This is a genomic window from Streptomyces sp. NPDC107521 (genome assembly GCF_055598485.1).
The window spans coordinates 1-18,215 of record NZ_JBVKAT010000001.1 but is presented as its reverse complement, the minus strand read 5'-3'; the positions used below and the strand labels follow the sequence as shown (position 1 = coordinate 18,215).

At 73.6% G+C, this 18,215-nt stretch carries 13 protein-coding genes; 3 read left to right on the top strand and 10 right to left on the bottom strand.

Annotated elements, in window-relative coordinates; translation table 11 throughout:
• The first annotated feature begins 131 nt into the window (after nucleotides 1-131).
• A complete protein-coding gene (locus tag ACZ7LB_RS00065; RefSeq protein WP_471465092.1) occupies nucleotides 132-1,334 on the top strand; it encodes a M48 family metallopeptidase in 1,203 nt (400 codons plus the stop codon).
• Nucleotides 1,335-1,572: 238 nt separating this feature from the next.
• Here ACZ7LB_RS00065 and ACZ7LB_RS00060 read toward each other — a convergent pair whose 3' ends face one another.
• From ACZ7LB_RS00060 to proB, 5 genes are all read right to left on the bottom strand, one after another.
• Nucleotides 1,573-2,628, bottom strand: a complete 1,056-nt coding sequence (locus ACZ7LB_RS00060) for an SCO2583 family membrane protein (RefSeq protein ID WP_471464252.1) — start codon at nucleotides 2,626-2,628, stop codon at nucleotides 1,573-1,575.
• A gap of 84 nt (nucleotides 2,629-2,712) precedes the next feature.
• On the bottom strand, nucleotides 2,713-3,273 hold the full coding sequence (locus tag ACZ7LB_RS00055; RefSeq protein WP_471464250.1) for an SCO2584 family spore wall biosynthesis protein: 561 nt from the start codon (nucleotides 3,271-3,273) through the stop codon (nucleotides 2,713-2,715).
• 77 nt (nucleotides 3,274-3,350) lie between these two features.
• Nucleotides 3,351-4,637: a glutamate-5-semialdehyde dehydrogenase gene (locus tag ACZ7LB_RS00050; RefSeq protein WP_471464248.1), complete on the bottom strand. Its 1,287-nt coding sequence runs from the start codon at nucleotides 4,635-4,637 to the stop codon at nucleotides 3,351-3,353.
• Between the two features lie 95 nt (nucleotides 4,638-4,732).
• Nucleotides 4,733-5,230, bottom strand: a complete 498-nt coding sequence (locus tag ACZ7LB_RS00045; protein ID WP_471465091.1) for a hypothetical protein — start codon at nucleotides 5,228-5,230, stop codon at nucleotides 4,733-4,735.
• Nucleotides 5,231-5,471: 241 nt separating this feature from the next.
• A complete protein-coding gene (proB, locus tag ACZ7LB_RS00040) occupies nucleotides 5,472-6,575 on the bottom strand; it encodes a glutamate 5-kinase (protein ID WP_471464247.1) in 1,104 nt (367 codons plus the stop codon).
• 978 nt (nucleotides 6,576-7,553) lie between these two features.
• Between proB and ACZ7LB_RS00035 the strand changes: the two genes are divergently transcribed.
• Nucleotides 7,554-9,785 (top strand): bifunctional glycosyltransferase/CDP-glycerol:glycerophosphate glycerophosphotransferase, encoded by a 2,232-nt coding sequence (locus ACZ7LB_RS00035; protein WP_471464245.1) that lies wholly within the window; start codon nucleotides 7,554-7,556, stop codon nucleotides 9,783-9,785.
• A gap of 23 nt (nucleotides 9,786-9,808) precedes the next feature.
• Nucleotides 9,809-13,372 (top strand): bifunctional glycosyltransferase/CDP-glycerol:glycerophosphate glycerophosphotransferase, encoded by a 3,564-nt coding sequence (locus ACZ7LB_RS00030; protein ID WP_471464243.1) that lies wholly within the window; start codon nucleotides 9,809-9,811, stop codon nucleotides 13,370-13,372.
• A gap of 91 nt (nucleotides 13,373-13,463) precedes the next feature.
• Here ACZ7LB_RS00030 and ACZ7LB_RS00025 read toward each other — a convergent pair whose 3' ends face one another.
• The 5 genes from ACZ7LB_RS00025 to ACZ7LB_RS00005 form a co-directional block, all read right to left on the bottom strand.
• Nucleotides 13,464-14,627: a glycosyltransferase family 2 protein gene (locus ACZ7LB_RS00025; protein ID WP_471464241.1), complete on the bottom strand. Its 1,164-nt coding sequence runs from the start codon at nucleotides 14,625-14,627 to the stop codon at nucleotides 13,464-13,466.
• A 132-nt stretch (nucleotides 14,628-14,759) separates the two neighbouring features.
• Nucleotides 14,760-16,196: a GTPase ObgE gene (gene obgE, locus ACZ7LB_RS00020; RefSeq protein ID WP_471464239.1), complete on the bottom strand. Its 1,437-nt coding sequence runs from the start codon at nucleotides 16,194-16,196 to the stop codon at nucleotides 14,760-14,762.
• 102 nt (nucleotides 16,197-16,298) lie between these two features.
• Complete coding sequence (gene rpmA / locus ACZ7LB_RS00015) at nucleotides 16,299-16,553, bottom strand: 50S ribosomal protein L27 (RefSeq protein ID WP_006132816.1); 255 nt, start codon at nucleotides 16,551-16,553, stop codon at nucleotides 16,299-16,301.
• Nucleotides 16,554-16,567: 14 nt separating this feature from the next.
• Nucleotides 16,568-16,888, bottom strand: a complete 321-nt coding sequence (gene rplU / locus ACZ7LB_RS00010; RefSeq protein WP_004931419.1) for a 50S ribosomal protein L21 — start codon at nucleotides 16,886-16,888, stop codon at nucleotides 16,568-16,570.
• 243 nt (nucleotides 16,889-17,131) lie between these two features.
• The gene (locus ACZ7LB_RS00005) at nucleotides 17,132-18,193 is read right to left on the bottom strand and encodes an iron-containing alcohol dehydrogenase family protein (protein WP_471464236.1); all 1,062 of its coding nucleotides are present in this window, start codon (nucleotides 18,191-18,193) and stop codon (nucleotides 17,132-17,134) included.
• Nucleotides 18,194-18,215: the final 22 nt, after the last annotated feature.

Here is an 18,215-nt window from a genome sequence, read left to right as displayed (position 1 = left end):
GCACGGCGGACCCGGGAGGGTCCCGCGGGGGCCCGGCCCCGGACGGTCCGGGGCGCGCCGCCCGCACCGGCCGCCCACACCGGCCGTCAACCGGCCGCCACACGGTCACACAGACGCACATGGGGGAAGACATGTCCGACGGCCAGCAGCACACCGGGCGGGAGAGGACACCGGGCAGGCAGCGCAGGCGCTACCCCGGGATCTCCTCGCGGGCCTACGAGCACCCCGCCGACCGCAGCGCCCTCGTCGCGCTGCGCAGGCTCAGCGGGTTCGACACGGTCTTCAAGGCGCTGAGCGGCCTGCTGCCCGAGCGGAGCCTGCGGCTGCTGTTCCTGTCCGACTCGGTACGGGTCTCCGACCGGCAGTTCGCGCACCTCAACGACATGCTGCGGGACGCCTGCCACATCCTGGACCTGGAGAAGGTCCCGCCGATGTACGTGAACCAGGACCCGGTGCCGAACGCGATGTGCGTCGGCCTGGACGAGCCGATCATCGTCGTCACCACGGGGCTGGTCGAGCTGCTGGACGAGGAGGAGATGCGCGCGGTCGTCGGCCACGAGGTCGGGCACGCGCTCTCCGGGCACGCCGTCTACCGCACCATCCTGCTGTTCCTGACCTCCCTCGCGGTCCGGGTCGCGTGGATCCCGCTGGGCAATCTCGCGATCATGGCGATCGTGACGGCGCTGCGCGAGTGGTTCCGCAAGTCGGAGCTGTCCGCCGACCGCGCCGGGCTCCTGGTCGGCCAGGACCTGCACGCCTCGATGCGGGGCCTGATGAAGATCGCGGGCGGCAACCACCTGCACGAGATGAACGTGGACGCGTTCCTGGAGCAGGCCGAGGAGTACGAGGCCGGGGGCGACCTGCGCGACTCCGTGCTGAAGATCCTGAACGTGCTGCCCCGCTCGCACCCGTTCACCACGGTGCGCGCGGCCGAGCTGAAGAAGTGGGAGTCCTCCCGGGACTTCCAGCGGATCACGGAGGGCCACTACCCGCGCCGCGAGGAGGACGGGGACGCCTCGGTCCGGGACTCCTTCCGCGAGTCGGCGGCCGGTTACGCCGCGCACGTGCGCGGCTCCAAGGACCCGCTGATGAAGCTGGTCAACGACATCGCGGGCGGGGCCGGGGACCTGGGCGACCGGGTCCGCCGAGGCTTCGGCGGCTTCGCCTCGGCCCGCTCCGGGAAGTCCGGCGACGGCCCGGCGGCATCCGGCGGGTCCGGTCCGGGCACGGAGGGTGGCACGGGCGGTCCCGACGGGCCCGGGGGCGCGGGCGGCACCGGTGGTCCCGGCGGTCCCGGCGGTCCCGGCGACGTCTCCCCCGGCGGCAGGGACTGAGCGTCCGCCGGTGGCGCCCGCGCCGGCTGCGACCGGCGGCTGCGCGGCCCCGCTCCGGCGGTGACGCCACGGCGGCTCCGGCCGCCGGGGCGGCCCGGGGCGCGGCCGGTGGACGGCCCGGACCCCGCTCGCTTACCCCACCGGCGGTGAGGCGGGCGCCCCGGCGTGAACCGGTGACCCCTCGCGCCGCCCGTGGCCCCGCCCCCGGCGGGGGCCACCGCCCCCGCCCGGCCCCCGCTCACACCCTGGGCTGGGCCTCCCGCGCCAGCGTCCCGCACAGGACCGTGGCCCCGGAGGTGCTGTACGGGTCGGTGACGGCGGGCGCCGCGGGCCCCGCGGTCTGCCCGGCGAGCAGCGGGCGCAGCCGGCTCGCGGCGTCCTCCCCGCAGGACAGCGGCCCCGCCTGGACCTGGGCGCTGACCAGCCGCGTGCGGTGCAGCCGCAGGTTCTCCCGGTCGAAGTGGAGGCGCAGCTCGCGCCGCACGGTGAACAGCGAGACCCGGGCGTGGGGGTCGCCGGGCGCCCGCAGCGCGTAGACGAAGACGTGGTCGGCGGTGACCTCCAGGGTGGAGGAGTCGCTCTCCCGGGCGCGCAGCACGCCCCGCACCCGGATCTCGTCGTCGGCGAGCACGGCCCGGGACGGGTCGAAGCGCACCAGCCATCCGGTGGGCGCGTGCCGCCCGTCCGCGGCGGGATGGGCGAGGCCCTCGTCGAACTGGGCGAACTGGCGGCTGTCGAGCAGCGTCCGCACCGGGCGGATGTCGCGTCCGGCGAGCACGGCCGGGTCGAGCGAGGAGCGGACGATGTAGTCCTTGGCGGTGATCAGGGCGTCCCGCACCTGCTCGTCGGAGAAGTGCGCGGTGGGCCGGGTGTCCGGCAGCGGGATGCCCGCGGCCCCGGCACTCAGCCGGGCGGCGGGGCTGTGCGCGTACAGCTCGGCGGCGTCGTCCGCGCCGGGGACCCGGTCCTGGGGGGCGAGCGGGACGACGGTGGTGCGCGCCGGGCGGTTCGCCGCTCCCCCGCCCGGCTCCTGGATGGAGTGCCGTACGCCGAGGTAGATCGCGGTGCCGAAGGCGAGGGCGATCAGGACGACGAGGGCGATGGCCTGCCGGGGCAGGCCCCGGTGCAGCGGCGGGCGGCGGCGCACGGCGGGCGTGTGGTCGCCCAGGCGCTCGCGGGCGGAGAACTCCTGGAGCCGGGCAGCGCGGATGAACGACTCGTCGAAGACGACGGATCGGTATTCGTCCTCTCCGCCCGGAGGAGTGCCCTCCGGCGGGTCACCAGGCCCTCCCATACCTTCAGGGTAGGTTTCCGCGGGCCCCGGTAAACGCGCCGGTGCGGGCGACTTCGTCCGGCGCCGCGGGGGCGGCCGGGCAGGTCAGGGGCCGCCCGGCAGCGCCGGTACGGCGGAGGGGACGCGGTCGGCGGCGCCGGACGGGCCGAGGGCGCCGCCCTGCTCCGGGCCGGTGGAGGCGGGGGCCCGGCCGGGGGCTCCGCCCGCGGCGGCGCCGCGGTAGACGGCGACGAAGGCCAGGGCGACCATGCCGATGCCCATCAGGAGGGCGAGCAGCCAGGCGACGGGCCGGTGCCAGCGCACGGGCCCGTAGGTCGCGGGGGCGCCGTAGGGCCGGTCGAGGGGGTCGACGTCGTCGTCGGGGTCCGGGAGGTCGGAGTCGGGTCCGAAGGGGTCGTAGCCGTCGTCGTAGCGCTCGCCCCGGGCGTGGCCCCGGTGGGCGGCCTCCGCCTCGGCGGCCTCGGCCCGCGCCTCGGCGGCGGCCAGCAGGCGTTCGACGGCGCTCGGCTCACGGACCGTGGCGGCGCGTACGAAGTCCTCGTCGAAGACCACGGAGGCGAACTCTTCGTCCGACCCTCCGCGGTCGTGGTCGTCGTCGGGATTCCAGCCGTCGGGAAACGGCGAACCCCCCACGTCCTCCGGCACGGATCCAGAGTAGACCCGGGGGGTCGCTTCGGACAGGCGACGGGGGAAATCCGCCCGGCGGCCCACGCCCCGTCCGGTCAGCGCCGGACGTGTCCGTCGCCGGTGACGATGTACTTGGTGCTGGTGAGCTCCGGCAGGCCCATGGGACCCCTGGCGTGCAGCTTCTGGGTGGAGATGCCGATCTCGGCGCCGAAGCCGAACTGGCCCCCGTCGGTGAAGCGGGTGGAGGCGTTCACGGCGACCGTGGTGGAGTCGACCAGCTGGGTGAAGCGGCGGGCGGCCTGCTGCGAGGTGGTGACGATGGCCTCGGTGTGGCCGGAGGTCCACAGCCGGATGTGCTCGACCGCCCGGTCCAGCGAGTCGACCACCGCGGCGGCGATGTCGTAGGAGAGGTACTCGGTCTCCCAGTCCTCGGGGGTGGCCGGGACGACGGTGGCCCGGGAGCCCCGGGCGTACGCCGCCACCCGCTCGTCGGCGTGCACGGTGACCCCGGCGTCCGCGAGGGCGTCCAGGGCGCGCGGCAGGAACGCGGCGGCGATGTCCTGGTGGACGAGGAGGGTCTCGGCGGCGTTGCAGACGCTGGGCCGCTGGGCCTTGGAGTTGACGAGGATGTCGACGGCCGTGTCGAGGTCGGCCTGCGCGTCGACGTAGACGTGGCAGTTGCCGGTGCCGGTCTCGATGACGGGGACGGTGGACTCCTGGACGACGGTGTTGATCAGCGAGGCGCCGCCGCGCGGGATCAGCACGTCGACCAGCCCGCGGGCGCGCATCAGCTCGCGCACGCTCTCCCGGCTCTCGCCCGGCACGAGCTGCACGGCGTCGGCGGGCAGCCCGGCCCCGCCGATGGCGTCGCGGATCACCCGGACGAGGGCGGTGTTCGAGCGGTACGCGGAGGAGGAGCCGCGCAGCAGTGCCGCGTTCCCGGACTTCAGGCAGAGGGCGGCGGCGTCGGCGGTCACGTTGGGCCGGCCCTCGTAGATGATGCCGACCACGCCGAGCGGGACCCGGACCTGCCGCAGGTCGATGCCGTTGGGCAGGGTGGAGCCGCGGACGACCTCGCCGACCGGGTCGGGCAGCGCGACGACGTCGCGGACGTCGGCGGCGACGGCGCGGACCCGCTCCGGGGTCAGGACCAGCCGGTCGATCATGGCCTCGGGGGTGCCCCCGGCCCGGGCCGCGGCCACGTCCTGGGCGTTGGCCTCGACGATCTCGCTCGTGCGGACCTCCAGCGCGTCGGCGACGGCGAGCAGCGCGTCGTCCTTCGCGGCCCGCGGCAGCGGCGCGAGGTCGGCCGCGGCGGCCTTGGCCCGGTAGGCGGCCCGGGTGACCGGGGACATCGAGTCGTACGGCGAGAGCGTGGTCATGAGGGGAAGGGTAGTGCGCCGGGCCCGGGGTCCCGCTCCCGTTCCACACCCCGAGACATGGCCGGAGCCCGGTCGCCGGGCGGGGGCGGGGCCGGTCAGAAGGGGTGGACGCCGACGGGGGTGGCCGGGGCGGGCCCGTATCCGGCGGCGATGCGCTGGTGGTAGGTGGCCCGGTCGATGACCTCCAGGCCGACGATCTCCCAGGGCGGCAGCCCCGCGGTCTGCCGGTGCTCGCCCCAGAGGCGCAGGGCGACGGCCGCGGCGTCGTGCAGGTCCCGGGCCTCCTCCCAGTAGCGGATCTCGGCGTGGTCGTCGGCGTAGCGGCTGGTGAGCAGGAAGGGGTGGTCGTGGGCGAGCTGCTCCAGGGCGCGGCGGACCTCGGTGAGCGGGGCGCGGGCGCCGCTGACGCTGAGGGTGACGTGCCAGAGGCGCGGGATGTGCGCGGGCTCCTCGCCCCGGAACCGGTCGCCGGCGGCGACGCTGGTCAGGGTCCGCTCCTCGCCGGGCTGGCGGGACCCGCCGCGGCTCCCGCCGCCCCGTCCCCCGCCGCTTCCGCCGCGGCCTCCCGGCCCGCCCCCGGCCCGCCCGCTCACCGGGGAGCCGGTGCGGCCGCCGGGGCCGCCCCCGGCCCGGGAGCCCGTGCCGCCGCGGTGGCCGGGTCCCCCGCGGGACGCCGGCCCTGGGCGCGCTCCGCTCACGACGGCCTCCTTCACCCACACGTCGGCCCGGTGGTCGGCCGGGCCCCGTCACTGTGAGGAAAGTTGAGCAGGCCCCGGAAGATCCCGGGGCGGTTTTGCGGAACGTCCACCACCGATTCGGGGACGATTCGGCCCATTACGGGTGCAGGATCACCAGATCGTCCCTGTGTACGACCTCGCGTTCGTACGCGGGTCCCAGTTCGCGCGCCAGTTCGCGGGTGGAGCGGCCGATCAGCCGGGGGATCTCCCGGGCGTCGAAGTTGACCATGCCGCGGGCGACCGCGCGTCCGGCGGTGTCCCGCAGCTCCACCGGGTCGCCCGCGCCGAAGTCGCCCTCGACGCCCGCGATCCCGGCCGGCAGCAGTGACTTGCGGCCCTCCACGACCGCCCGCACCGCCCCGTCGTCCAGGACCAGGGCGCCCTGCGGGGCGGAGGCGTGCTGGAGCCAGAGCAGCCGGTCGGCGGAGCGGCGGCCGGTGGGGTGGAAGTAGGTGCCGGTGTCGCCGCCGGCCAGCGCCTCGGCCGCGTGCACCGCGCTGGTGAGCACGACCGGGATGCCGGCGGCGGCGGCGATCCGGGCCGCCTCGACCTTGGTGGCCATGCCGCCGGTGCCCACCCCGGCCCGGCCGGCGCTGCCGATCTCGACGTCCGCGAGGTCGGCGGGGCCGCGCACCTCCGCGATCCGCGAGGTCCCGGGGCGGGAGGGGTCGCCGTCGTAGACGCCGTCGACGTCGGAGAGCAGCACCAGCAGGTCGGCGTGGACGAGGTGGGCGACGAGGGCCGCGAGCCGGTCGTTGTCGCCGAAGCGGATCTCGTCGGTGGCGACGGTGTCGTTCTCGTTGACGACCGGGAAGGCGCCCATCGCCAGCAGCTTGTCCAGGGTGCGCGAGGCGTTGCGGTGCTGGGAGCGGCGGCTCATGTCGTCGGTGGTCAGCAGGATCTGGCCGACCCGGACGCCGTAGCGGGCGAAGGAGGCGGTGTAGCGGGCGACCAGGAGGCCCTGGCCGACGCTGGCGGCGGCCTGCTGCCGGGCCAGGTCGCGGGGGCGGCGGCGCAGACCCAGCGGGGCGAGCCCGGCGGCGATGGCGCCGGAGGAGACGAGGACGACCTCCCGGTCCCCGCCGCGCGCCTTGGCCAGCACGTCGACGAGCGCGTCGACCCGGTCGGCGTCCAGTCCGCCGGACGCGGTGGTCAGCGAGGAGGAGCCGACCTTCACCACGACCCTGCGGGCCTCTCCCACGCTCTCCCTCGCCCCTGCCACAGTGCCGCCCGCCCTCTCCCGTCGCCCCGCGGCCGGTCCGGTCGCTCGCCGGGTAATCTACGCGAAACCCGCGCCGCCCCGCGTGCCCGTCCGCAGCCCGGACGCGACACCCCGGGACCCGGCGCCGGAAGGGCCCCGGACGCGCACCCGGCGGCCGGCCGGGGACGGTCCCGGACGGGGTGGGAGCGGTGCCGGTCCGGCGGTCCGGGGCGCGCGGCCCGTGATGGCCCGCAACGCCCGCGCCGCCGCACCGCGCCCGTCCCTCCCCGCCGCGCCTGCCCCCGCCGTCGCCCCGTCCCGGCCGCAGGCGCCGCCATCCCACGGCGGTCGCCTGCGTGCCGGAGCGGCCGCCCCGCCTCATCCGACGGCACCCCCGTACCTGTCACAGCCTCGTCACGAATCGCGCCGCCCCGTCCGTACCGCCGGACCCGTCCGTCCCGTCGGCCGGTGCGGTGCGCGGGGCCCGGCGGCGCGCCGTCCCGCGCGGTCGGTGAACGGCCGGGCCCCGGGCCGCCGGACGTCCGCCCGCCCCGCTCCGCGCCCCCGCCCCGGGGACCTCCCGCCCCTTCCGTCCCGCCGCGTGTCCCGTTCCTCCCGTGACCGGCCCCTTCGTTCCGCGCGGCGCCACCCGGGAGTTGGGCCCGCGCGCGGTCCCGCCCCCGAGCCGGGGAAAGCCGCCGGGGCACGCGGGGCCCGGGGGACGCGGAGTGCGGAAAGCCCAACAGGTTCCCGGATGTGAGGAAGTTCTCCCCGCGCGGCGCCCGGAGCGATTCATCCGTCCCGCGCGGGGCAATTGCCTCGGTGGCACGGCACGGGCCGTCCGGCTACCGTGCCCGCCGTAACTCCACGTGAATCCTTTACGCTGATGCGGCGGCGCGCTCCCGGCCGACCGGCGCCCGGAACGCTTCCGGTACCAGCCCGCGGTCCCGTGGTCAGTTCTCGGAACAGGTTGTAAGGATGCCCAAACTCTCTCTCGTCGTCCCGGTCTACAAGGTGCAGGGCTATCTGCCCGAGTGCCTCGACTCCGTACTCGGACAGGACCGCGCGGACTTCGAGATCATCGCGGTCGACGATTGCTCGCCCGACGGGTCCGGCGCAATTCTCGACGAGTACGCGGCACGGGACTCCCGCATTCATGTGATTCACCTCACGGAGAATGTCGGTCTGGGACGGGCGCGCAACGCGGGGCTGGAAAAGGCCACCGGCGATTACGTGTTGTTCCTGGACAGTGACGACACCCTGTCCCCCGGCGCGCTGTCCGCGATCAGCGACCGGATCGAGGCCACCGGAGAGCCGGAGATCCTCGTCTTCGACTACGCCCGCACCTACTGGGACGGGCGGGTCCGCCCCAACCTCCGCGCCGATCTGCTGAAGGTCCAGGGCCCCGACGTCTTCCCGCTCACCGAGCGCCCGCAACTGCTGGACCTGCTCCAGATCGTGTGGAACAAGGCGTACCGGCGGGACTTCATCACCCGCACCGGCCTGACCTTCCCGCCCGGGTACTACGAGGACGCCCCCTGGACGTTCTGCTCGATGATCAGCGCCGAGCGGATCGCCGTCCTGGACCGGGTCTGCGTGCTCTACCGGCAGCGCCGCGAGGGCGGGAACATCCTCAAGACCGTCAGCCGCAAGCACTTCGACGTCTTCGACCAGTACCAGCGGGTCTTCGACTACCTCGACGCCCACGAGGAACTCGCCCGGTGGCGCGCGCCGCTGTTCCGCAAGATGGCCGACCACTACCTGACCGTCCTGGAGCGCCCCGGCCGCCTCCCGCAGGACGCGCGGGCGGAGTTCTTCCACCGCGCCTCGGCGGACTACCGCGCCCGTCTCCCCGAGGGGTTCGAGCGCCCGGCCGCCGGCCGCGGCCACAAGTACGCCCTGCTGGAGCGCGACGCCTACGCCACCATGGTCAGCGCCCTGGCCGCGGTGAAGTTCCGCCAGCGCGTGCGGACCCGTGCCCGCACCGCCCTCAACCGCTCCAAGCGCGGCGCGATGGGTGCCTTCTACCAGTCGCAGCTCCGGCTGCCGCTGGACGAGGACCTGGTGCTGTTCTCCGCGTACTGGAGCCGCAGCGTCTCCTGCAACCCCGCCGCCATCGACGCCGAACTGGCCCGCCGGGCACCGCACATGCGCCGCGTCTGGGCGATCCGGCCGGAGTCCGCGGCCGCCGTGCCGGAGGGCGTGCGGGCGGTCCGGGTGGGCTCGCGGGAGTACTGGGCCGCCGTGGCGCGCGCCAAGTACCTCGTGAACAACGTGAACTTCGGGGACTCGGTCGTCAAGCGCGAGGGCCAGGTCCATGTGCAGACCCACCACGGCACCCCGTTGAAGACCATGGGCCTGGACCAGCAGAAGTACCCGGCCTCCACCGACATGGACTTCGAGAAGCTCCTGGAGCGGTGCGACCGCTGGGACTTCAGCGTCAGCTCCAACCGCTTCTCCACGGTGGTGTGGGAGCGGGTCTACCCCTGCTCGTACACCACCCTGGAGACCGGCTACCCGCGCAACGACGTGCTCGTCAGCGCCACCGCCGAGGACGTGCGCGCGGCGCGGGCGACGCTGGGACTGGCCGACGGCGCCCGGGTGTTCCTGTACATGCCGACGCACCGCGAGTACCAGCCGGGCTTCACCCCGCCGCTGGACCTGGCCCGGCTCTCCACCGAACTCGGCCCGGACGCCACGGTGCTGGTCCGCGGCCACTACTTCTACGGCGGCTCCCCGCACATCGCGGAGCTGCGCCGCACCGGACGCGTCGTGGACGTCTCCGGGCACGCCCGGGTGGAGGAGCTGTACCTCGCCGCGGACGCGCTGATCACGGACTACTCCTCGGCGATGTTCGACTACGCCGTGCTGGACCGGCCCGTCATCAGCTACGTCCCCGACTGGGACGTGTACTCGGCCGTCCGCGGCACCTACTTCGACCTGCTCCGGGAGCCGCCCGGCGTGGTCGCCACCACCCAGGCGGAACTGATCGGGCTGCTCGCGTCGGGCGCGTACGACAGCCCGGAGGCGACCGCGCGGCGCGACGCCTTCCGCCGTCGTTTCTGCGAGTTCGACGACGGGCACGCGGCCGAACGCGTCGTCCGGCGCGTCTTCCTCGGTGACGAGAGCCCCCTGCCGATCGTCCCGTTCGACGACCGCTCCCACGCCCCGACCCCCGCCCAGGCGCTCGCACCGGTCGAGCGGGCCTGACCCGGAAAGGAGATCACCAAGCCATGGCCCCTCGGCTCAGTGTCATCGTCCCCATCTACGACGTGGAGCGCTACCTCCCCGACTGCCTGGACTCGCTCGCGGCGCAGACCTTCCGCGACTTCGAGGTCCTGATGGTGGACGACGGTTCGCCCGACGGCTCCGCCGACATCGCCGCGGAATACGCCTCCCGGGACCCGCGGTTCAAGCTCATACGCAAGGAGAACGGCGGCCTCGGCGCGGCCCGCAACACCGGCGCCTCCCGTCTGGCGCCCGAGTCGGAGTTCCTGACCTTCGTCGACAGCGACGACCTCATACCCCCGGACGCCTACCGGCTGATGGTCGGCAGCCTGGACGAGAGCGGCTCCGACTTCGCCACCGGCAACGTCTTCCACCTCAAGGGCGAGAAGTCCTGGCAGGTCCCGCTGATGCGGATGCTGGCCGGCGAGGCCCGGGTGAGCACCCACATATCCCGCTACGCCAAGCTCGTCGCCGACCGCATCGCCTGCAACAAGGTCTTCCGCCGCTCCTTCTGGGACAAGCACGGCTTCGCCTTCCCCGAGGGCCGGCTGTACGAGGACACCCCGGTCACCCTGCGGGCCCACTACCTGGCCGAGAACGTCGACGTCATCTCGGAGCCCTGCTACTACTGGCGGCTGCGCGAGGGCGAGTCCGCCCCCTCGATCACGCAGCGCCGCACCGACCCGGCCGGTGTCCGCGACCGCGTCACCTCCGTCATGGAGATCAGCTCCTTCCTCGCCGGACGGAGCGGTGAGACCAACGCCCGGCTCAAGCGCGAGTACGACACCCGCGTCCTCATGGACGACCTGCGGCTGTTCCTCAACGTGGTGCCGGACGGCGACGAGGAGTACCGCGCCGAGTTCCTGCGCTCCGCCAACCGCTTCCTCGACAGCATCGACCCCAAGCTCGTCATGGAGCTGCCGGCCGAACTGCGCGTGCAGTGGCTGCTGGTGCGCAAGCACCAGATGGAGGAGCTGATCGCCCTCCTGGCCGGGCAGCGCCGCCGGGAGACGCCCGAGGTCAGCGGCCTGCTCCGGAAGTACGCCTCGTTCCCCTCGCTGGCCGGCGCGGACCTCCAGCTCCCCCGGGGCGCCCTCCGCATCGACCAGCACCTCCGGATGCGGGCCCCGCTCCAGGAGATCAAGTGGGTCGACGGCAAGCTGGTGCTGTCCGGCAACGCCTGGATCGACAAGATCGACCTGGCCTCGCGGCACTCCTCGGTCAAGGTCCTCCAGCTCCGCAAGGACCGCTCCCGGCGCCGCGTCCTGCTGCCGGCCCGCGGTGTGCAGCGCCCCGAGGTCACCACCAACTCCGGCCAGGACCGCTACAACTACGACTGGGCGGGCTGGGAGGTCACCCTCGACCCGGCCAAGCTCCGCAAGGGCGGCGAGTGGCAGGAGGCGCTCTGGCACGTGGGCCTGGGCATCTTCGCCTCCGGCCTGGTGCGCCGGCACTCCGTCCACTCCAGCGGCGGCGCGCCGTGCAACTTCCCGCCGTACCACTGGCTGAGCCCGGACTTCCGGCTGATGCCGGCCGTCGAGCGGGGCGCGCTGAAGCTGCGCATCGAGAAGGTCCGCGCCCTGATCACCGACCGCGCCCTGGAGGGCGACCGGATCCGGGTGACCGGTGAGATCCGCGAGCCGCTGGCCGAGGGCGAGCGGGTGACGCTGCGGGTCAAGAACCAGAAGGGCGCCGAGACCTTCGACTACCCCGTCACCGTCGAACGCGTCGGGGACCGCCAGGAGTTCTCCGTCCTGGTGCCGGTCGCCGACGTGGCCCTGGTCTTCCACGAGGGCGTCGACGAGATCGCCCAGCCGGAGAAGCGGACCTGGTCCACCGTGCTGGTCGCCACCGACGCGCGGGGCGGCGAGCGGCGCTTCGGCACCGTGATGCGCGAGGGGCTGGGCGACGCCGAGTTCCCGCTGCCCGACTCCCTCGGGGAGCAGGCGCACCTGGTGCAGGTCGCGGTGATCGCGGGCCACACCGGCTTCCTGAAGTTCTCCGGCCGCACCCGCCGGGCCGTGCTCGAGGGCGCGGACGTCCGGGACGGGCGGATCACCCTCTCCGCCCGGGTCGACCCGCGGCTCACCGGCTCCCGCTTCCTGCTCAAGCCGCGCAGCCGGTACGAGGAGCGGTTCGTCGAGACCACCTGGGGCGAGGACGGCCGCTTCGAGGTGGCCTTCGACCCGTCCCTCCTCGGCGGCGACGGCGGGGCTCCGCTGCGCGCCGGACGCTGGAACATCTTCCTGCGGCCGGACGAGGAGGGCGTGCCCGACGTGCCCTTCGTCATCGACCGGCTGGCCTCCGACGCCTTCCCGGTCCAGGCCGAACTGCGCGGCCGGCGCTACTGGCTGGAGAACCGCTGGGGCGACTTCCCGCAGCTCAACGCCCGCTCCGAGCTGAGCGACCTGGAGCGCGGACCGTACCGCCAGCGGCAGTTGCGCGCCGAGGTCTACGAGCCGCTGTTCCAGCAGCCGCTCAAGGAGCAGGTCTTCTACCTGAGCTACAACGGCAAGCAGTTCTCCGACAGCCCGCGCGCCATGTACGAGGAACTGGTGCGCCGCGACTCGGAGCTGAAGCACCTCTGGGCGGTCCGCGACGGCCAGGTCACGCTGCCCGAGGGCGTGGAGCCGGTCCGGATGTGGGGCCGGGAGTGGTACGAGGCGCTGGCCTCCAGCCGCTACATCGTCACCAACGCCCACCTGCCCGACTGGGTGGTGCGCCGTCCCGGCCAGGTCATCGTGCAGACCTGGCACGGCACGATGCTGAAGAAGATCGGGCACGACATCGAGACGCTGCACTTCGACCGCGAGTACCAGAACCGCCTGGCGCTGGAGGCGAAGAACTGGAGCCTGCTCGTCTCCTCCAACCGCTTCTCCACGCCGATCCTGAAGCGCGCCTTCTCCTACGAGGGCGAGATCCAGGAGTCGGGCTACCCGCGCAACGACTACCTGTACTCGCCCGAGCGGGACGCCATCGCGGAGCGGGTCAGGGAGCGGCTGGGGCTGCCCGCCGGGAAGAAGGTCGTGCTGTACGCGCCGACCTGGCGGGACGACCAGTCGCACAGCGCCGGGCAGTACCGCTTCGACCTGCGCATCGACCTGGACGACGCGCGGCGGCGGCTGGGCGACGACCACGTGCTGCTGATCCGCCGCCACTCCAACGTGGTGGACGCGGTGCCGGGCGCGGGCAACGGGTTCGTCTTCGACGTCTCGGAGTACCCGGACATCGCGGACCTCTACCTCGCGGCCGACATGATGATCACGGACTACTCGTCGGTGATGTTCGACTACGCGCACCTGAAGCGGCCGATGCTGTTCTTCACCTACGACCTGGAGCACTACCGGGACACGCTGCGCGGGTTCTACTTCGACTTCGAGCAGGACTCCCCCGGACCTCTGATCAACAACTCCAAGGAGCTGGTGGACGCGATCCGGGACGTCGACCGGGTGCGGACGGAGTACCAGGAGCGGTTCGACCGCTTCCACCACCTCTTCTGCGACCTGGACGACGGCGGCGCCTCGGCGCGGGTCGTGGACCGGATGCTGGAGCAGGCCCGGGAGCTGTGACCCGGCCCTGAGCCCCGGAACGGGCCGGGCCCCGCGCGTGACGCGCGGGGCCCGGCCCGTTCCCGTGACCGCGCCCGCCGGTCAGCGGCGGTCAGCCGTCCCCCGTGCCGCGCAGTCGCCGCCGGATGCGCCGCCGCCCGGCGGCCAGGATGCGGGACGGGGTGCAACGGCGGCGGGGGGTGCGGCACGGCGCGGCGGCGGAGGCGGCCGGGGCGGCGGGCGCCGGCTTCGGCTTGACGGCCTTCTTCGGCCGGGGGACCAGGGTGGTCAGGGCGGTCAGCTCCTCCAGGGAGCCCTCGCGGATCAGCCGGCACCGGAGCCGGGCCAGCGGCGGCAGCGAGTCGACCACCTCACCGGGGAAGCAGGCGTCCATCAGCTCGTCGGCCAGTTCCATGTACCGGCGGCGCGTCGGCTCGGGCAACGCGGCGAACCGCCCCCCGAAGCGGCCGAGCACCTCCAGGCTGAGCCAGCGGTAGAGCAGCGAGTTGCGCCGCTCACCGGCCGGGACGTGCCGGGCGACGATCTCCACCACGTCGCGGACGTTGCCGTAGAACGGCTCCGGGTCGGGCACCTGCTGGGTCAGGTGGGGGAAGTCGTCGCGGTGGACGAGGTAGTAGCAGTCGTAGTCCGCGACCACGGAGATGGAACGGGCCAGCAGATAGGCGGGGACGACGAAGACCTGCTCCTCGGCCAGCCGCAGGCCCTCCGCGAACCGCAGCCCGTGCTCCACGACCAGCGAGCGCCGGAAGAGCTTCTGGGCGGTCAGCGACCAGACGGCCTTGGCGGTGAAGACGTCGCCGCCCTCGACGTTCCGGCGGAAGGGGGTGACGGGGGCCGAGCGGCCCACCCCCTTGATCCGGCCGAGCACCACGTCGGACCGGTTGCGCTCGGCCGCCGCCACCATCCGTTCCAGCGCCTCGGTGCCGAGGTAGTCGTCCGGGTCCGCGAAGAACAGGAACTCCCCGCGCGCCATGGCGATGGCCCGGTTGCGGGGGCCGCCCGGGGCGCCGGAGTTCTCCTGGTGGACCACCCTGATCCGGCCGGGGTGCCGCTCGGCCCAGGCGTCGAGCAGCGCACCGCCCCCGTCGGTGGAGCCGTCGTCCACCGTCACGACCTCGACGCTGCCGAAGCCGATCGACTGGTCGACGATCGACTGGAGGCACTGCGGCAGGTGTTCGGCGGCGTTGTAGACCGGGATGATCACCGACACCTTGGGGTGGTCGGCCGGTTGGGTGTCGGCGGGCGCGAAGCCCATATCGTCTCCCCCAGAGCGCGCGACAAAGGGACTTTCTCCCTAAGAGCGAACTCTGGGGCAACCGGTTTCACCACGGGTCGAACACTGATTCAAGATTACGCAACGGACAATTGGTTGCGTTGTCTTCCGGACTCAGAAGGGCTCGAAGTCGTCAAACTCGCGCTGGTACTCGTCGCGCTCGGCCTGGCGGTCGCGGCGGCGCTGGGCGGCCGGGCGGGGCTCCTCGAAGCGGTGGTCCTCACCGCGCCGGCCCAGCATCTCGGCCCCGGCGGTCACCGAGGGCTCCCAGTCGAAGACGACCGCGTTCTCCTCGGGGCCGATGGCGACGCCGTCGCCGCCGCGCGCCCCGGCCTTCATCAGCGCGGCCTCGACACCGAGGCGGTTCAGCCGGTCGGAGAGGTAGCCGACGGCCTCGTCGTTGGTGAAGTCCGTCTGGCGGACCCAGCGTTCGGGCTTCTCGCCGCGGACCCGGAACAGCCCGTCCTCCTCCTGGGTGACGGTGAAGCCCGTGTCGTCGACGGCCCGCGGCCGGATGACGATGCGGGTCGCCTCCTCCCGGGGGCGGTCGGCGCGCGCCTTGGCGACCAGTTCGGCCAGCGCGTACGACAGCTCCTTGAGCCCCTTGTGGGCCACCGCCGACACCTCGAAGACCCGCAGGCCGCGCGCCTCCAGATCGGGCCGGACCAGCTCCGCGAGGTCCCGTCCGTCGGGCACGTCGGTCTTGTTGAGGACGACCAGCCGCGGCCGGTTCCCGAGCCCGCCGTACTGGCGCAGCTCCTCCTCGATGGTGTCCAGGTCGGAGACCGGGTCGCGGTCCGACTCCAGCGTCGCGGTGTCCAGTACGTGCACCAGCACGCTGCACCGCTCGACGTGGCGCAGGAACTCGAGGCCCAGGCCGCGTCCCTGGCTGGCGCCGGGGATCAGCCCGGGTACGTCGGCGATGGTGTAGACGGTCGAACCGGCGGTCACCACACCGAGGTTGGGGACCAGGGTGGTGAACGGGTAGTCGGCGATCTTCGGCTTGGCGGCGCTGAGCACGGAGATCAGCGAGGACTTGCCGGCGCTCGGGTAGCCGACCAGCGCCACGTCGGCGACGGTCTTCAGCTCCAGGACGACGTCCCGCAGGTCCCCCGGCTCGCCGAGCAGCGCGAAGCCGGGCGCCTTGCGCCGGGCCGAGGAGAGCGCCGCGTTGCCGAGGCCGCCCCGGCCGCCCTGGGCGGCGACGAAGGAGGTGCCGTGCCCGACCAGGTCGGCCAGGACGTTGCCCGCCTTGTCGAGGACGACGGTGCCGTCGGGGACCATCAGCACCAGGTCCTGGCCGTCCTTGCCGGAGCGGTTGCCGCCCTCGCCGGGCCTGCCGTTGGTGGCCTTGCGGTGCGGGGAGTGGTGGTAGTCCAGCAGCGTGGTGACCGACTGGTCGACGGTGAGGATCACGTCGCCGCCCCGGCCGCCGTTGCCGCCGTCCGGCCCGCCCAGCGGCTTGAACTTCTCACGGTGGACGGAGGCACAGCCGTGGCCTCCGTTACCCGCGGCGACGTGCAGCTCGACGCGGTCCACGAAGGTGGTCATGGTGGGGTGCCTCCAGAAAGTGCGGATGTCTCAGTATCAACACGCGAAAGGCGGACCCGCTTCCCGGCCGGGAAGTGAGGTCCGCCTCGCGAAGCGCTCGGGTCAGGCGACCGGAACGATGTTCACGACCTTGCGGCCGCGGCTGGTGCCGAACTGCACCGAGCCGGCCTGCAGGGCGAACAGCGTGTCGTCGCCGCCGCGGCCGACGCCCGCGCCCGGGTGGAAGTGGGTGCCGCGCTGGCGGACGAGGATCTCACCGGCGTTCACGACCTGACCGCCGAAGCGCTTCACGCCGAGCCGCTGGGCATTGGAGTCGCGACCGTTCCGGGTGGACGATGCGCCCTTCTTGTGTGCCATGTCTCTTCAGTCCCTTACTTCGCGGCCGCGGGGATCTCAGTGACCTTGATCGCCGTGTACTGCTGGCGGTGGCCCTGACGACGGCGGTAGCCGGTCTTGTTCTTGTAGCGCAGAATGTCGATCTTCTGGCCCTTGTGGTGGTCCACGACCTCGGCCTGGACCTTGATCCCGGCCAGCACCCACGGGTCGCTGGTGACCGCGTCGCCGTCGACGACGAGCAGGGTCGAGAGCTCGACCGTGTCGCCGACCTTGGCGGTGGAAATCTTGTCAACCTCGACGATGTCGCCGACAGCAACCTTGTGCTGGCGACCGCCGCTGCGCACGATGGCGTACACGCGGATCTCACTCTCTCGCTCGGGAACGGCACCCCCGCAGTCCAGCCACCCGGTGACACACGCGGACGGCCTCTCCCGATGGCGGCCGACGAGGGCCCTCACCCGGAAGGAAGAGGTTTACGGAGATGTGGCGGGTCAGTCGACACGCCGACGGTCAAGATTACGGTCCCGTCCGACCGGGGTCAAACCGGGCCCGGCGGCCCCGGCCGCGCGCACGGCCGGAGCCCGGACGTCCCGCGCGGCTCAGCCCCCGACGGAGGCCGTGTACTCGGCGTACGCCGCCCTGATCCGGCCGGGCGGCAGATCGAGGTGCTCCAGGATGGTGTAGCGGCCGGGCCGGGTCTGCGGGGCGAACTCCACCGCCCGCGCGAACTCGTCGTCGTCGAAGCCGATCTCCCCGGCCAGCACCGGCAGCCCGTGCCGCCGCAGCACCTCCGCCATCAGCCGGGAGCCCTCCTCGTCGCCCCGCAGGTGCGTGGCGAAGGCCGCGCCGATGCCCACCTGCTCGCCGTGGCTGGCGGCGCGCCGGGGGTACAGCAGGTCCAGGGCGTGGCTGATCTCGTGGCAGGCGCCGGAGGAGGGCCGGGTGTGCCCGGCGATCGACATGGCGATGCCCGACAGCACCAGCCCCTCGGAGAGCACCGTGAGGAAGCCGTCGTCGCCGCAGCCGCCGGGGTGGCGCAGGACCGCCTCCCCGGCCTGGCGGGCCATGGCGGCGGCCAGGCCGTCGACCCGCTCGCCGTTGACCCGGTGGGCCAGCTCCCAGTCCGCGACCGCCGAGATGTTGGAGACGGCGTCGCCGATCCCGGAGCGCACGAAGCGGATCGGGGCCTCGCGTATCACCGCGAGGTCGACCACCAGCGCGATGGGCGTCGGCACCCCGTAGGAGCCGCGCCCCGCGTCGTTGTCGAGGATCGAGACGGGCGAGCAGATGCCGTCGTGGGAGAGGTTGGTGGCGACGGCCACCATGGGCAGCCCGACGCGGGCGGCGGCGAACTTGGCGCAGTCGATGATCTTGCCGCCGCCGAGCCCGACGACCGCGTCGTAGCGGCCGCTCTTCATGGCGTCGGCCAGCCGCACCGCGTCGTCGATGGTGCCGCCGCCCACCTCGAACCACTCGGCGCCGGGCAGCGACGGGGCGACCCGCTCGCGCAGCCGCGCGCCGGAGCCGCTGCTGATCGCCACGGCGAGCCGGCCGGACTGGGAGACCCGCTGGTCCGCGAGGACGGTGGCGAGGTCGTCGAGGGCTCCGGGGCGGATGTCGACGACGACCGGCGACGGGATGAGCCGCGTCAGTACCGGCACGCGATCTCCCTGCCCCGGGCCA

What these genes read in the sequence shown, in the direction of transcription:
- ACZ7LB_RS00065 (WP_471465092.1), top strand. Translation starts at nt 132, where the DNA reads ATGTCCGACGGCCAGCAGCACACCGGGCGGGAGAGGACACCGGGCAGG.
- ACZ7LB_RS00060 (WP_471464252.1), bottom strand. Translation starts at nt 2,628, where the DNA reads ATGGGAGGGCCTGGTGACCCGCCGGAGGGCACTCCTCCGGGCGGAGAG.
- ACZ7LB_RS00050 (WP_471464248.1), bottom strand. Translation starts at nt 4,637, where the DNA reads ATGACCACGCTCTCGCCGTACGACTCGATGTCCCCGGTCACCCGGGCC.
- ACZ7LB_RS00035 (WP_471464245.1), top strand. Translation starts at nt 7,554, where the DNA reads ATGCCCAAACTCTCTCTCGTCGTCCCGGTCTACAAGGTGCAGGGCTAT.
- ACZ7LB_RS00030 (WP_471464243.1), top strand. Translation starts at nt 9,809, where the DNA reads ATGGCCCCTCGGCTCAGTGTCATCGTCCCCATCTACGACGTGGAGCGC.
- ACZ7LB_RS00025 (WP_471464241.1), bottom strand. Translation starts at nt 14,627, where the DNA reads ATGGGCTTCGCGCCCGCCGACACCCAACCGGCCGACCACCCCAAGGTG.
- obgE (WP_471464239.1), bottom strand. Translation starts at nt 16,196, where the DNA reads ATGACCACCTTCGTGGACCGCGTCGAGCTGCACGTCGCCGCGGGTAAC.
- rpmA (WP_006132816.1), bottom strand. Translation starts at nt 16,553, where the DNA reads ATGGCACACAAGAAGGGCGCATCGTCCACCCGGAACGGTCGCGACTCC.